General features: G+C 69.4%; 9 protein-coding genes. 5 read left to right on the top strand and 4 right to left on the bottom strand.

What is annotated here, in order from left to right; all coding sequences use genetic code 11:
- Position 1: 1 nt before the first annotated feature.
- The 4 genes from EDL96_RS06920 to EDL96_RS06935 all read left to right on the top strand — a co-directional run bounded on the left by EDL96_RS06920 (position 2) and on the right by EDL96_RS06935 (position 8,285).
- Complete coding sequence (locus tag EDL96_RS06920) at positions 2-2,788, top strand: glycoside hydrolase family 2 protein (RefSeq protein ID WP_267900144.1); 2,787 nt, start codon at positions 2-4, stop codon at positions 2,786-2,788.
- Positions 2,781-4,568 carry an alpha/beta hydrolase family protein gene (locus tag EDL96_RS06925; RefSeq protein ID WP_123825065.1) on the top strand — a complete coding sequence of 596 codons (1,788 nt, stop codon included), beginning with the start codon at positions 2,781-2,783 and terminating at the stop codon, positions 4,566-4,568. Before EDL96_RS06920 ends, EDL96_RS06925 begins: the two co-directional genes overlap by 8 nt.
- A 30-nt stretch (positions 4,569-4,598) precedes the next feature.
- Positions 4,599-6,578 (top strand): alpha/beta hydrolase family protein, encoded by a 1,980-nt coding sequence (locus EDL96_RS06930; RefSeq protein WP_123825066.1) that lies wholly within the window; start codon positions 4,599-4,601, stop codon positions 6,576-6,578.
- A 153-nt stretch (positions 6,579-6,731) separates the two neighbouring features.
- Positions 6,732-8,285, top strand: a complete 1,554-nt coding sequence (locus EDL96_RS06935) for a lipopolysaccharide biosynthesis protein (protein WP_123825067.1) — start codon at positions 6,732-6,734, stop codon at positions 8,283-8,285.
- Positions 8,286-8,351: 66 nt separating this feature from the next.
- On the opposite strand, the gene EDL96_RS06940 is transcribed toward EDL96_RS06935, so the two are convergent.
- The 4 genes from EDL96_RS06940 to EDL96_RS06955 are packed head-to-tail and all read right to left on the bottom strand — an operon-like array spanning position 8,352 to position 12,826.
- Entirely contained in the window at positions 8,352-9,431 is a 1,080-nt protein-coding gene (locus tag EDL96_RS06940; protein WP_123825068.1) for a glycosyltransferase, read from the bottom strand.
- Positions 9,406-10,953: a hypothetical protein gene (locus EDL96_RS06945; protein ID WP_123825069.1), complete on the bottom strand. Its 1,548-nt coding sequence runs from the start codon at positions 10,951-10,953 to the stop codon at positions 9,406-9,408. Before EDL96_RS06945 ends, EDL96_RS06940 begins: the two co-directional genes overlap by 26 nt.
- Before the next feature lies 1 nt (position 10,954).
- On the bottom strand, positions 10,955-12,199 hold the full coding sequence (locus tag EDL96_RS06950) for a glycosyltransferase family 4 protein (protein ID WP_233568741.1): 1,245 nt from the start codon (positions 12,197-12,199) through the stop codon (positions 10,955-10,957).
- Between the two features lie 12 nt (positions 12,200-12,211).
- Complete coding sequence (locus EDL96_RS06955; protein ID WP_158609533.1) at positions 12,212-12,826, bottom strand: YveK family protein; 615 nt, start codon at positions 12,824-12,826, stop codon at positions 12,212-12,214.
- Positions 12,827-13,337: 511 nt separating this feature from the next.
- Between EDL96_RS06955 and EDL96_RS06960 the strand changes: the two genes are divergently transcribed.
- Positions 13,338-14,450 carry a glycosyltransferase family 2 protein gene (locus EDL96_RS06960; RefSeq protein WP_158609535.1) on the top strand — a complete coding sequence of 371 codons (1,113 nt, stop codon included), beginning with the start codon at positions 13,338-13,340 and terminating at the stop codon, positions 14,448-14,450.
- Positions 14,451-14,699: the final 249 nt, after the last annotated feature.

Here is a 14,699-nt window from a genome sequence, read left to right on the forward strand (position 1 = left end):
CATGCTCACGGGTACCGACCACATTCGTGATCACCTGCCGCGGGACGGTTGGTACCTGTACCGGACTGCCCCCGGGGCGGTTTCCTGGCGAGGGGACCTGAACTGGGACACGCGGTCCGCGCCCGCGCAACCGCCCGCCTCCCAGGTCCGGGGTGACTCCGTTGCGCTTTCTGCCGCCCCCGAATCGGACGACGACGCCGTGGAAGGGGAGCACGGGAGGCTCGCCGACCGGGTGGCCGCCGCCGCGGATCATGTTCTGGCGGCGACCGTGCCCGGAACCGCGGCCGGTGCCTGGCGGGACGCTGAGCTCCCGTCCGCCACGTTCCAGGCGGATGCGCACGACTGGTGGTGGACGACCACCGTGAACCTTCCACAGGACCCACAGGACCCACAGGACCCACTGGATCCGCAGGACTCGCAGGACCCACAGGAGTCACCGGGCCAACGGGCCTACCGGTTGGAACTGCGGGGCGTGGCCACCGTGAGCGAGGTCTTCTGGGACGGCCGCCGCGTGGCGGCATCGGTCTCGGGCCTGGACGACATCGTGGCCAATCTGACCGCGCGACCCGGTGAGCACGAACTGGCCATCGTGTGCCGCGCGCTCGAACTGGTCCCCGTGCCTCGAAAGCCGCGCCCCCGATGGCGCTCGACCCTGGTCTCAGACTCCTCCCTCCGCTGGCGTCGGACGCCGCTGATCGGGCGTATCCCGTGGGCCGGGACAGCCGTCGTCGTGGGCCCGTGGGGAGAATCCTCCCTGCGCGCTGTGCCCCACCACGGGGTGTCCGTGACCGCGGTCCGAACTGAGCTGAGCGAAACCGACGGCGGCCCGGCCACGGTGCACGTCGACCTCACCGCCGACCGGGCCACGACACTCACCGTGCGGTGTGCGGGGGCGGAGCACACGGCCACGCTCGCGGCCGGGCAGCACCGAGTGGCCCTGGAGGTCCGGGGCCCCGCACTGTGGTGGCCAGCGACCCACGGAACCCCCACCCTGCACGACCTCGAGGTTCAGGCCGGCGGACAACTCGTGGAACGCCGACGGGTGGGCTTCCGCCAGATCCGGGCGCGCACGGACCACGGCGGTTTCACCCTGGAGGTCAACGGGACCCGTGTCTTCGTTCGCGGAGCGGTCTGGACGCCCGTCGACGCCCTGACCCTCGGGGACGACCCCGCCGAGATCGACCGGACCGTGCGCGCCATGCGAGCTGCGGGCGCAAACCTCCTGCGCATCTCCGGCACCCACGCATGGGAGGCCGAGGCCTTCTACCGTGCCTGCGACCGCCACGGACTCCTGGTCTGGCACGATGCGATGCTGGCCACCCTGGATCCACCCTCCGAACCGTCCTGGTTGGCGTTGGTCGAAGACGAGCTGCGCACCTGGCTGCCGCGACTCGGGGCGCACCCGTGCGTGGCCGTGTTCTCCGGCGGCAACGAGGTCCTCCAACAACCCGTCCTGTGGGGACGCGACCTCTCCCAGCTCCCGATTCCGGTGATCGATGACCTGATCCCTCGATTGACGGCGGAGCTTGCACCGCAGGTGGTCCACGTGAGCAGCACACCGTGTGGCGGTGAGCCGCCGATTCGGCCGGACCGCGGAATCTCGCACTGGTTCGGGGTGGGGGCCTACCGCAGGCCTCTGAGCGACGTCCGGACCTGTGGCGTGCGCTTCGCGGCGGAAGCCTTGGCCTTCGGGGTGCCCCCGGCGCCTTCGGAGATCACACGGTTCTTCGGCACCGGGACGGCCGACTCTGACGACTCGGTTGCGGCGGACTGGCGGTCCGCGGCCGCTCGGGACCCCGGCGCCGCATGGGACTTCGAGGACACGAGCGTCCACTACGCCCGCCGGTGGATCGAACCCGGGATGGAGGCTGACACCGGGGCAGCCGGTGCCGAGTCCTCCACCCCGCCGGTCAGGCTGTCGGACACCGGCAATTCCGACGGCGTGTGGTCCGCTCTGTCCCGGGATACCCAACTGCACGCGGAACGTGCCGCGGTAGCCCAAGCGGTCGAACACACGCTGACCGACCTGCGCCGCGGGGACTCCGGGTGCGACGGGGTCATCGTGTTGGCCTCCAGGGACCTCACTCCGGGAGCCGGATGGGGTCTGCTGGACTCCACGGGCCGACCCAAGGCCACGTGGTACGCCATGCGCAGGGCCTGTGCGGAGACCGCCGTGACACTAATCGACGACGGTCTGTCCGGATTGCACGTTCACGTGCACCACGACCAACCGGTCGTCCTCACGGGCAGGCTGTATGTGAGAACATGGACAGTGCATCAAAACCCGGGTCCACAAGCGGAATTGTCCGTTGAACTGACGGGTCCGGGGGAGTTGGTGTACCCCGTCGAAAAGCTCCTCGGCGGATTCCTGGACCTCGACCACGCCTGGGGGTTCGGCGACCGGCAGTGGGAAGCCCTGGAGGTCGAGCTGGTCCCGGACGATTCATCGAAGGCCCAGCCGCAGGTCGTCGAATCGCTGCGGGCGGTACGTCTTCTCGGGGGCGGTCACCGGCACGCGCTCGCCGACCTCCGGGAAGGTCAGGGGCTGGAACGGCGAACCGTCGACGCGGCACACACGGACGGCGTTCACGACTCGATCGGGCCCACTACCGTGGAACTGACGGCGGGACGGGCGGCTGCCGCAGTCGCCGTCGATCCGGGGCCGGGGTTGGTCCCGGACGACGACTTCATGGACATGGCACCGGGCGGACGACGGATCCTCACCGTCCGACCGGTGCAGCACTGGCCCGCTTCGGCGTACTTTTCAAGGAGAGACGGGAATGATTGAGGGCGAACCGACCTGGATCGGAGCCGATGCCTCGGCGGTCCTGGCCTGGATCCACACCCCTGAAGACGCCACCAGCCGCGGCATCGTGGTGGTGGCACCCCCCGCGGGTCGGGAGCTGATGCTGTCCGAACTGACGGTACGGCGCCTGTGCATCCTTCTGGCCAGGCAGGGGTATACGGCCGTGCGCTTCGGGTGGCGCGGCAGCAAGGACTCCCAGTTGCTCTCCGCCACCGACGACGCCGTGGTCGCCTGGCAGCAGGACCTCGCCGCCGTGGTGGAAGCGACCCAGGGCCTGCTCGGTGCCGATGACCTTCCCGTGGACGCCATCGGTTACCGGACCGGGGCCGCCGTCGTCGGTTCCGTGGCCGAGCGGTTCCGCACCGTGGTGTCTTGGGAACCGCTGTCCGGACAGGCCTTCGTTCGTCAGTGGTCCCGGTTGCGCGGCACCGTCGCGGGACACGTTCCGGCGTCCGAGGGACTGATCGACCTGCTCGGCATGGCCCTCACGCAGGAACAGACCGATCAGTTCTCGGCCCTGCCTGCGCCCCGTCCCGGCGACGACAACGGATCCACCCCGGTGGTGGAGGTCAAGGAGGCGGACCGGCGCCGCGCCAAGGCGATGTACGCAGTCGAGCCCTTCGACCTGCGCCTGCACGACGACGTCTTCCGAACGGTCATCGATGCCCTGCCAGGCGGCGATCCGCAACCCGTGGCCGCGCGTCTTGCCACGGTCCGCGAGAACACCTGGACGGACTCCGCGGGCAACCGACTCAACGAACGGATCGTGGAGATCGGCCCCGAGCGTCGGATCGGCGTGGTGACCTGGCGCGACCAGGAGGGTGCTCCGGGGAAGTTCCACGGAGCGCACGGGGTACTGGTATCCGGGGGCGGGCCCGACGGCCGCGTGGGCAGCGGCGAGTGGCCCATGATCGCCCGGGAACTGGCCGCCGACGGGATCGTGACCCTACGCGTGGACCGCCCGCTGGTGGGGGACTCGACCCCGGTGGACGCGCTACGGGCCACCAACAGCTACACGTTGCGCAGTGCCCTCAGTTTCCGGGAGTCCCTGGACTGGTTGCGGGCCAACGGCTGCGGACGCGTCAGCGCCGCCCTGCTGTGCGCGTCAGCCTGGGCGGCCTGCCTGGGGGAGTTGCACGACGGCGCGGCGGTGGACGCGGAAACCATCGTGCTCGTGGGTCACTCCGAGTGGAAGATGGACCAACAACTCTGGGCCGAGGCCCGCGAGTTCTACAACGCGGACGCCTCGCGAGACGCCCCCGCGAGGTCGAACCGCGCGGCCCGCAGCGAACCCGCCCTGCGTCTGCCCGACCCCACGTTCCGACCCGGGCTCGTGGGTCTGCTGGATCGAGCGGCATGGGCCCGCGAGGTGTTCCGGGTGGGTGGGGTGCGCGAACTCAAACGACGGGCCCGGGAAGCGGCCGTCGTGGCCGTGCGGACCCGAATGCCTTACGTCCTGTGGCGGGTGGCCGGCCGGCTCGGTGTCATGGAGACCCCGGAACGCGTGTTGGAACCCATGACCAGGCACGCGCGGGTGGTGGTTCTCAACGGCCCGGACGATCTGCCGAGGTGGGTGGAGACCCGTGCCGACCGGGCCGTCGAGCGGCTGGCCGCAGCGGGCCGGGACATCACGGCGATTGCCTCAGACCGCTTGGACCACTCCGTGATCACGGCCACCGGGTGCCGCACGGTGCTGGACACACTTCGGCAGCAACTGGTCACTCGGGAGGCCCCCAAACGCCCGTCCGCGGCCGGGTCATGATCGGGACGTGACGTGAAGGGGGAACGGACGATGTCGTCCACGACGGAGAACAGGACCAGCGGTCCGATTCCGACCTGGGTCCGGGTGCCGGAGACCGCAGCCCAACGCGACACTGGGGAGGGTCTCGCCCCGACCACGACGCGACGGGACGCGCAGACCGTGGAAGGTCGCGACGTCGCAACGGGCCCCGTGCTCCACGGGGTTCTCGAAGCCCCTACGACCGCCCAGATGACCGTGTCCGGCTCCGAATCCGATTTCGCGGGGCCGCACGGGGTCACGGGGCGGGGAGGGGCCCGTTTCGCGGTGCTGCTCGTTCACCCCGTCGGACGGGAGCACGTGGTGAGCCTGCGCGCCGTCGTGGCGCTGAGTCATGAGCTGGCGATGCGCGGTGCTCTGGTGCTGCGTATCGCCCTGCGAGGCACGGGAGATTCCTCCGCGGCCCCGGAGGACTTGGCGGCGGCGTGGGCGGCGGACGTGCAGGCCGGGTTGGCAGAACTCGCCGCACGGAGTCCCGGCCTGCCCCTCACGGCGGTGGGTCTGCGAATGGGTGCCGCTGCGCTGTCCACCGCCCTCGTCCGCGAAGCCCCGTCGGCCGTGCGCCCGCAGCGGGTGATCCTGTGGGAGCCAGTGGGCGGTCGCGCATACCTGCGCAGGGCCGCCGCGCTCCGGCGGATGAGCCTGGACCGGGAGACGGTCGAGGCGGATCGTGGAACGGAGACCGCCGGCGAGCTGTACTCACCCGCCCAGGCCGCGTCCCTCAAACGTCTGGCGGACCCCGCGCGGGCCTCCCTTCCGACCGGTTGGCGCATCCACGTGGAATCCGATCCCGAATCGGCCGAGCTGCTGTACCAGGTCTCGAGCGAGTTCGCCCGGGTGCCCCGGACCACCGTCAAGGCCATCGCCGACGAACTGGCCACGTCCGTCGCACCCCGTTCGAGCGGCTCGGACGATCCGCACGGGTCGGACGGCGCGAACGGCGACGACGGCGCGAGAGGGTTGGACCTGGAACCCGTGAGCGTCGTCCGTAGCACCCATCAAGGCGTCGACATCACGGAGACCCTGGTGCGCACCACCGCCGGGCACCCGGGGATCCTCACTGAACCCGCGGATGCGACCCCGTTGCCCGCGGAGACCGCCGTCTTGATGGTGTCCGCAGCGGCGGAACCCGCCGACGGTCCCACAGGCCTGTGGACCACCTGTGCGCGAGACCTCGCGGCCCACGGACTCACGGTACTGCGGTCGGACCGGCCGAGGTGCGGAGTGTCCACGGACCCGCTGGACGACGACCCGCCCGTGCCCTACGAGGACGCAGCGATCGATGCCGTCGCCGACGACGCCCACTGGCTCGCGGGACGGACGGGGCTGCCCGTCACGGGTGTGGGGCTGTGCGTCGGGGCCTGGCTGCTCCTGCGGACGGGGACCGGGGGGAACCTGTCCCGGGTCATCGCTTTCAACAACATCGCCTGGCGAACCGGCACGGCCTTCTACCAGCGGGTGTACCGGGAGATCGCGACCTGGGACGGTGCCCCCGCCGGTCTGGTCCCGGACGTGGTCCCGTCGGACTCCACGCTCAGCAGGGCCAAGAAGTCCGCTCGTCGTTTCCTGTCGGTGTCCAAGGCGCGGGTGGAGGCGAACGCCCCGGCCTGGCTGTGGCACGCCATCGGCCGCACCGGCATCGTCGATGCGCCGTCCGTCGTCCTGGCAGACCCCGCCATGCCACCCGCCGTGGACCTCATCCTCGGCCGGGAGGACCTGCAGCGCTTCGAACAGTTGCACGGCCCCTGGGCCCTGAGCCGGATGAAGGGTCGCATCACGGAACGCGGCGGGCGCGACGGCGTTACGGTCCCTGAGATCCTGCTCACCCCGCAGGCCGCCGGACCCCTGGAATCTCGCGCATCCGGCGTCGTCCTACGGTCTGTCCCCGAACTTGACCACGGGCTGCTGAGTGCCGTTGCAAGGGATGCCGTGCGTACCATCCTCCACGAGCTCCTTGTCCGAACACCTGACTGACGCGTGAACACGGCGGGGTCGGGGCGTCCTTCGGGGGAAGACGTCCGGCCCGGATCGGGCCGTGGGACGGAGCCGCCTGTCTCGAAGCAACGAGTGGGGGCAAATGCACAAGCGGGCGCCGAGGATCCGGCGCCGAGACAGACAGGACATCACGTGGGGAAACCGGACCAGGAAGAGCACACGACGGGCGCCGACACCAGTGCCTCCCGCCTGGGTCAGAACATCCTGTGGAACTACCTCTCCGGGTTCACCTCGATCTTCGGCCTGCTGTTGCTCTACCCGCTGGCCGTCACCATCGTGGGCGCCAGTTCCTATGGGCTGTGGGTCCTGGCCATCGGCGCGATCCAGATGCTCACCATGACGGACTTCGGTCTGGGAGCGGGGATTGTCCGCACCTTGACGGGCATCCCCGACGACCCGTCCTACCAGCGGGAACGGCGCATGTTCGTCACCGCCGCCTTCCTGGTCTTTCTGATCCTTGCCACGGTGCTGACGGCGGTCTACGTCGCCGTGTTCCCGTTCTACCTCCAGACGGTCACGATTCCGGAGCAGGACCGTTCAATCCTTTGGCCGATGACCGTGCTGGCCGGACTGACCCTGTTCATCTCCCTGATCGGGCGTGGCATGAACTCGGTGCTGTGGGGCCTCAACCGCCCGGACATCGAACGCAAGGCCGCCGTCGTGGCCATCCTCGGGCGCGCCGCCGGTTACGGGATCGTCATGGTCACGGACACGGGGCTGCTCGGCATCGTGATCGTGGAGTGCCTGTCCCTCATGCTCCCGCCGCTCGTGTGCTTGATCGCGGTGGGGCGTCGGTTCCACTCGCCGGTCTTCGCCAAGGGACTGTGGTCCGAGCACGGTAAGCCGCTGATCAAAGTCTCCTCCGTCATGTCCATCGGTGCGCTGTCCCAGTTGGGCATCTACCAGCTGCCACTGTTCCTGGTGGGCCCCACGCTCGGCCTCCACGCGACCACGGCCTTCGGTGCCTTGATGAGGGTCTACCAGTCCTGTCGACTGGTGGTGTCCTGGATCGCGCTGCCCTACGGCTACCCGCTGCGGATCGCCACCGCGGACAAGGCCGCCCGGATCCTCAAGAACTGCCTGACGCTGACCTTCGGCATCGGAGTGCTCATGGGGACGGCCTTGGCGGTGATTCCCACCGAATTGATGACCGCCTGGATGGGCGACGACTTCGCGTTCGCCGCCACAGGTCTGGCCATGCTGACCTTCGGGATCATGGGGGAGGCCATCACCCAACCCGCGAACCTGGTGATGAACCTGCGCGGGTCACCCATGCGGGCCTCGATGCTCAGCCTGGCGGTGCTGGTGCTGACCCTGCCCTCGGTGTGGGCGGCCACGCACACGGACAGCATCACGCTGGTCGCCCTGGCCACGGTCCTCCCGAGCTTCCTGCTCTCCGGCCTGCAGATGTACCTGGCGGAGAAGGACGTCTCCTACGGGATCGTCAAAGCCGACCTGATGCGTTGGACGGGGATGGTGGCCGGTGCCGTCGCGTTCGGCGGCGTTGCGCTGATCCTGGCGCACTTCCTGCCCGCTTGGCCGACCATCGCGGTGGTTGGCGCGGGCCTGGCCGTCATGGCGTTGCGGATGCTCAAGTTGGTGCGCGCCGACGGTGCGGTGGTGGCCGAGATGAGCGAGGAGAACTCCGAAGCGCTTATGGGCAAACGCGAGGCGACGGGCGACTGACGGGTCATGTGCAGCGGCTCCTGACCGGTCAGACCGGTCAGGGGCCGCTGCGGGTGAGGCACCCCGTCAGGAGCTGACGAGATCCCGGTAGATCGTGATGTAGCGCTGGGCCGCGCGGTCGATGTCGAAGTCCCGCCGCGACAGTTCCCACGACGACTGCCGGAGGGCGTCCACCTGTTCCGGGGTCCGGGTGAGGAACCAGTCGATCGCTCCGGCCAGTGCATCGGGGTCGCGCGGGGCGACGGCCAGGTGCTCGTCAACCGTCATGAACGCGGCGTCACCGGCCCGGGTGGTGATCACGGGCAGGCCTTCGCTGATCGCTTCCAGCCCGGCCATGGGCAGGGCTTCGTTGTAGCTGGCGAACACCAGGGCGGCCGACGTCCGGAGGCGCCTGCGGACGTCCGTGACGGTTCCGGCGAACTCCACGACGCCCTCCAGCCCCAGGTCTTTGCGCCACGCGACCAGCTCGGCATTGGACTCGTCCACCCCGTTGCCCGCGCACAACAAGCGGGCCTCGGGGTGCTTTTCGTGGACCCGGGCCATGGCCTCGAGCAGGTTGCGGTGGTCCTTGGGCGGGGCGAAGCGGGCCAGGTGCAGCAGCTGCTGTCCACCGGGGTTGGGCGACGGCGCATCGGTCACCGTGGTGCCGTTGAAGATCACCGGCATGCGTTCGGGCGGGAAGGTGTAGCCGAACTCCGCCGTGATGTTGCGGGCGGAGGGGGAGCAGGCCACCATCTCGTCCATCCGGAACGACGCCATTCCCGCTGCCCGCCAGGCGGCGTGGGCCACCTTGGAGGAGGACGCGTCCTCGCTCGCGTGCTGGGTGGAGATCCGCGGCCGACCGTGCGGGGTGATCGCGTTGACCAGGTCCGACTGGTGCAGATGGGAGTGCACGACGTCGATCCTGTGCTTGCGCACCAGACGCAGCAGGTGGGCGACGGCGCGCAGGGGGAGGACCTCCTTGCGGCTCATCCCCACGTAGTCCACCGAGGTGGCTGCGGCCTCCAACCGGTCACTGAGCCCGCCGCGTCCCAGCAGGACCAGGATGCGGACCTCGTCGTCGTGTCCGCGGCGGTGGGCCAGCGCTTCGATCAGTGTCTGGGCACCGCCGGTGTCGGCGTCATTGACCACGTGCAGAATGCGCATGCTGCTCCTCGATCCCTTCATGGTCGTCCGGGCGGTTGCCGCGCCCGCCCCTGCGGTCCGCTCCGTCCCGGTTGAGTTCGTCGAGCTCACGGTCCAGGTGCGCCTCGACCTCTTCCACGGTGGGGATGCGACGGTGATCGGGGACGGGCTTCTCCGGCCACTTGCGGGTCAGTTCCAGGCCCAGGCACACACCGGCGCCGCCCCAGAGCCAGAAGGCGTTGTCGTAGGTGATCGTCCCGCCCGAGATCACGCCCCACACGAAGACGTGCATGATCCCGTAGAAGACCGGGATGCGCCCCCCCGAGCGCAGGAGGAGCAAGGCCAGGAAGAGGAACGCCGCGCCACCGACCAGGAAGCCGTTCTCGGCCACCAGGCGGCCGGTGACGGAGAAGATGTCCTTGATCTCGTTGTAGTACGTGAACGTCTGCGTGGGCATGTGGCCAGCCAGGAACTCCTCGTTGACCCGGCCGCGTCCCATACCGCCCCAGAAGGCCCCGGGGGTCTCGAAGAGGTGTTTGAACACGGCCTGGATCGATGAACCACGGTCGGCCCAGGACCAGTTGAACGAGCTCGCACGTTCCTCCAGGACGCTGCGGGCCACCACGTACGCGCCGACGGCGGCGGCGGGAACACCCAGGACACCGATCCAGGCCCGGCGCAGCGCGACAGGCAGCAGCAGGGTCAGGACCACGGCGGCGAGCACGAACACCGCCGAACCCGACCCACTGATGGCGGTGGCCCACACGGCCAGGCCGACAGCCACCCAGTCCCGGACTCCCGGCGCGTATCCGTAGTGGCGCAGGAGGACGATCAGGACCATGGCCATGAGGGTCACGGTGCCGACCATGAAGGAGGTCTCCGGGAAGAACCCGAACGGCCTGCGGACGTAGGTCAGGAAAGTTTCTTCGAACGGCAGGAGGTTCGCGTAACCGGGCATCTCGTACAACGGAGCGAAGGGAACCCGGTTCAGCAGCTCGATGAAGATGTGCTTCTGGACCACCGCGTAGCCCGCTGAGCCGATCAGGGTCCAGGACAGCCAGGCGATCGTGCGGTGACGCAGGAAGATGACCGCGGCTGCCGCGCCCGGCAGGGCCAGTGTGGCCGCGACCCAGGTGATGACGGGGACGATCTCCAGCGGAGTGGGATCGTAGAACATCCGGATGAACGCGGAGAAGAACGGGACGGCGGCGAACAGCGCCGCCACGACCAGCAGCGGAACGTGACGTGCCGCGCGCAGCACAAGGATTCCGGCCACCAGGGAGGACATCGGGACGTTGGTGTTGCCGCCCAACGGGATGGCCGCGAACGGGAAGGCGGACAGCAGGATGAGCAGCGCGGAGAGCGCCCGGTCGAACAGGGTCCCAGCCTCCGGCAGGGAGGCATCACCCGACTCACCGGCCGAGCCGGTGGCCGACTGATGGAGTTCTTCCTGCGCACGGGCCTCACGGCGTGACGTCGGGGTACGCTCCAGGCTGCTCTCCCCGCTGCTTCCCCACGGCGTGGGTGAGGTGGCTGCGTTCACGTCAGCGTCCGCTTCCGGTCGTGCGGCCTGTGCCGCGCGCGGTTGGAACCGTACCCAGAACTGCGTCGACCGTCGGTGCCCAGTCGGCGTGCTCCGCCTGCGTCACGGCGGCCGCCCGGGTGCCGCGGGCCACGGCGTCGTCGAACCCCTGGCGCAGCGCGGCCGCGAAGGCCGCGGTGTCCCGGACATCGGCGAAGAGCGCGGGTTCGTGAGAGCCCGCCTGTTCCTTCAGGGAGGGCAGGTCGGAGGCGACGATCGGCAGACCGGCCGCGACGGCCTTGGCGAGGATGCCCGACTGCGCGTCGAAGTGGGTGTAGGGCAGCACGACGACGGCGGCCCCTTCCAGCAGTTGCGTGAACTCGGACCGTTCCAGGAACCGGTCCAGGATCTCCACACCTCCGGCGGCGCGGGCACGGTCGTGCAGGAGCTGGCCAAGCTCAGCGCTCTCGGGCCGACCCGCGACCAGGAGGGGCACACCTGCCTGACCGGCGGCATCGATGGCCAGCTCCACGCCCTTGTTGGCCCGCAGTTCACCCAACACCAGAGCGTAGGGCTCGGCGGTGGCCGATGTGAGACCCCGCCCGGTGCGCGCTGCCGCGGTGCTGTCCGTACCGGTCTCCCCGGGAACGTCTACCGGTACGGACTCGGCCGTGGCTGCCTGGTCGATCCGGGTGGAGGTGGGCAGGGTCACAGCCACCAGATCACCGGGGACCGTGGCGCGCGCGGTGCGCTTCTGGTCCTCGCCGTGGACGATCACGCGATCCACCCCGCGTGCCGCCCCGAGTTCGAGGTAGCGCAGGACGCGTTCCCGCAGGGATGCCGCGTTCTCGTCATGGTGAGGTTTGACGTTGTGCAGGAACAGCGCGGTCCGCTGGTCGCGGCGCGCGGTCAGCAGACCCGGCCAGGGGTACTTGCTCGAGTCCAGTGCCAACACGGTTCCCGGGCCGGCGAGTCGGCTCAGGCGGCGGATTTGGGCGTGCTCCCGGATCAGGTCCAGGACCTGCAGTCCCTGACGCAACGGGCCGAAGCCACCTGTACGGCGCGGGGGCACTGTCTCCACGACGGTGAGGCCCTCCACGGTGGGGCGGCCCAGGTAGGCGTCGGCCCCGGGGCGTGACAGCAGGACCACGCTCTCGACTCGCGGGTCGACGGCCAGCGCCATGGCGGTGTCAGCGGCGTGTTCGATCTGCCCGCCGTATTCGGTCGGGCAGACCACGAGCACGCGGGTACGGGCGTCGTTGCTCACCGGGATCTCCGATCAGGCGTCGGCGCGGCGGGTGGTCCCGGCGCGGGCCAGGACGACCAGCAGCCCGATCAGCAGCCCGACGACGGCGCCCACCAGCATGTTCATGGACGTCGAGGGGGCCGACGGCGAGCTCGGGACGGCGGCCTCCTCCATGAGGTTCAGCTTGACGGGGGAGGAATCGGCGTCCTCGGCCCCTTCGAGTTCGGCCGAGGTGTCCACGAGCGACTGGGCGGCACCGTTGGCGATCTCGGCGGCCCGCTCCGGGTGCCCGTCCGTGGCGGTCACGGTGATCACGGCGGTGTTGGGGGAGTTGGTCACGGTCACCTGCGAGCCCAACGAGGAGGCGGTCACATCGCCGCCCAGCTCTTCGGCCAGCGGCCCGAGGACACGCGAGGAGGTTCCGATGGCCGCGTAGGACGCGGCACGTGCCTGGGCGAACTGCTCACCCATCTGCAGGTCCTGGACGGTCTCCGAGTCGGACACGTTGACGAAGATCGTGGACTGCGCCTCGTAGGACTTCGGCATGATCATGGCCGAGCCGAAGCCCAGCGCCAGCCCCAGTCCCGTGGTGATCAGCACGATCGGCCACAGGCGGCGCAGGGCCTTCAAAAAACGCGCGAGCGTCACGGTGGTTCCCCCTTCTCGGTGGCCCGGTCGAAGGACCGCGCCGTTCGGCCCGGTCGCACCGGGACGTCTGCTCCGGTGCACCGTTCGACGACCTCGTGGGGCGGTCGTGCCGGGCACGGCTTGTCGATGATGGTTTTCAGGAGCCGGGCGTCGTCACGGACCCCGGCAGGACAGCGTGCGTCGCCCGGGGCCTCCCCTGACCTCGCGGGCACTGCGATCGACTCGGACGGGCTCCTGGGAGACCGGCGCGGTGACCGACGCTGCGCTTGGCGAGAATACATCGGAAATCGTCCAGAAAGACGGTGCCTGGGCCGGATGAGACCCAGTACACGCTCCGTTTGGGGGACAGGAGCCGACGGTGGTGCGGCGGCCCGTCGCTAGACTCGCGGTGATCGCCGGGGCGTCGGTCCCTGTGGCTGGCTTGCCGCGTGCCATGTTGCCTCGCGCCCGTGCGATCGCCGTCCAGGTCGTGAGGGGGACTCACGAGAAGAGTCGCGGGGGGATCGAGACCATGACCCAAGAGTCGTCATCGGAAGCCGTAGCCACTAGTACTGACACCAAGCGTGCTGAGCAGCGCGGCGACGCCGCATCCGCGCAGGTCGGCAAGGCAGGGCAGGGCGGGAGCGCGTCGGAGTTCCCGCTGGTCTCCGTGGTGGTCCCGGTCTACAACGCACGGGCCAGCGTGGGAGAGACGATCTCGTCCTTGTTGCGCCAGACCTGGCCCAACCTGGAAATCATCGTGGTGGACGACGGCTCCCCGGACAACAGCCTGGACCTGGTGCGCGTGTACGCGGAGATGGACATCCCCGGCCGGAAGTTCGTCGTCGTCTCCCAGCCCAATGGTGGCGTAGCCTCGGCGCGCAACCACGGCCTGCGGCTCTACACCGGTGACTGGGTCGTGTTCCTGGACTCCGACGACGCCTACCTCCCCGGTGCCATCACCCACCTGATGGCCGAGCGGGAGAAGCTCGGTGAGGGCAACTGGCTGGTGGTCCCGCAGTCGGTCGAGGTCACCGGCGGAGGGCTGGACACCACCCGCCCGATGTACCGCGAGCCCATGCCGGCTCCCCACGATCAGCGCAACGTGATCCTGCAGTACAACTTCGGCGCGTTCACCGCATTGTTCCCCCGTAGGTTCTTCGAGGAGGTCGGGGTCTTCGACGAGACCATGGCCTACGTGGAGGACTGGGAGTTCTGGATCCGCGCCGTCTACTCCGGCTGGCGTTTCCACCGGACGCAGGAGGTGCTGTGCATGGTCTGGTGGACGGCAGGTTCCATGATGTCCAACCGGGAGGCCATGGACGCCGGTGAGGACGAGGCGCTGCGCCGTAACCTGGAACGCTTCCGGGACGAGATGACCCCGGCGGAGATCGCGTTCGTCGAACGGCGCCTGGAGGTGGGTTCGCCCCAGGGCCTGTTGAAGCAGATGGCCGCCAACCTCCGCAGTGGGCACCTGGACGAGGCCAAGCGCCAGCTGGACGCCGCGGCGGAGGTCATGCCCGCCCAGAAGCGCGTGGCGGTCAAACACAAGATCTCCAAGGTGCCCGGCGGCATGAAGTGGCTGCAGAAGCGCCAGGCCAAGATCGACGGATTCGTGGACTACGACCCCAGCCTGGGGCGCTGAGAACGCACCGGACCCCACAACTTAATGATCTTCACTTCGGTGGATGTCCCCACGTACGCTACTCATGAGTACACCTCATGGATTCAGACGGCCGTCGCGGGTGGGTACCGCATTTTTCTTCGGCCCGGGTGATTGCGTGGACGACGGGCAGCAGTGAAGCTGCGCGCTCCGTTCCAGATTGGTCACATCGGAATCCTGGGGCCTTGTATACAGCGATTCGGGGGAGGAATGTGCTGTGAATCGGGGAAA

It is taken from the genome of Kocuria soli (assembly GCF_003797835.1).
In the GTDB taxonomy this organism is placed as follows: Bacteria; Actinomycetota; Actinomycetes; order Actinomycetales; family Micrococcaceae; genus Kocuria; species Kocuria soli.

Coding starts and splice junctions, on each gene's coding strand:
- EDL96_RS06920 (WP_267900144.1), top strand. CDS start 2: ATGCTCACGGGTACCGACCACATTCGTGATCACCTGCCGCGGGACGGT.
- EDL96_RS06925 (WP_123825065.1), top strand. CDS start 2,781: ATGATTGAGGGCGAACCGACCTGGATCGGAGCCGATGCCTCGGCGGTC.
- EDL96_RS06930 (WP_123825066.1), top strand. CDS start 4,599: ATGTCGTCCACGACGGAGAACAGGACCAGCGGTCCGATTCCGACCTGG.
- EDL96_RS06940 (WP_123825068.1), bottom strand. CDS start 9,431: ATGCGCATTCTGCACGTGGTCAATGACGCCGACACCGGCGGTGCCCAG.
- EDL96_RS06960 (WP_158609535.1), top strand. CDS start 13,338: ATGACCCAAGAGTCGTCATCGGAAGCCGTAGCCACTAGTACTGACACC.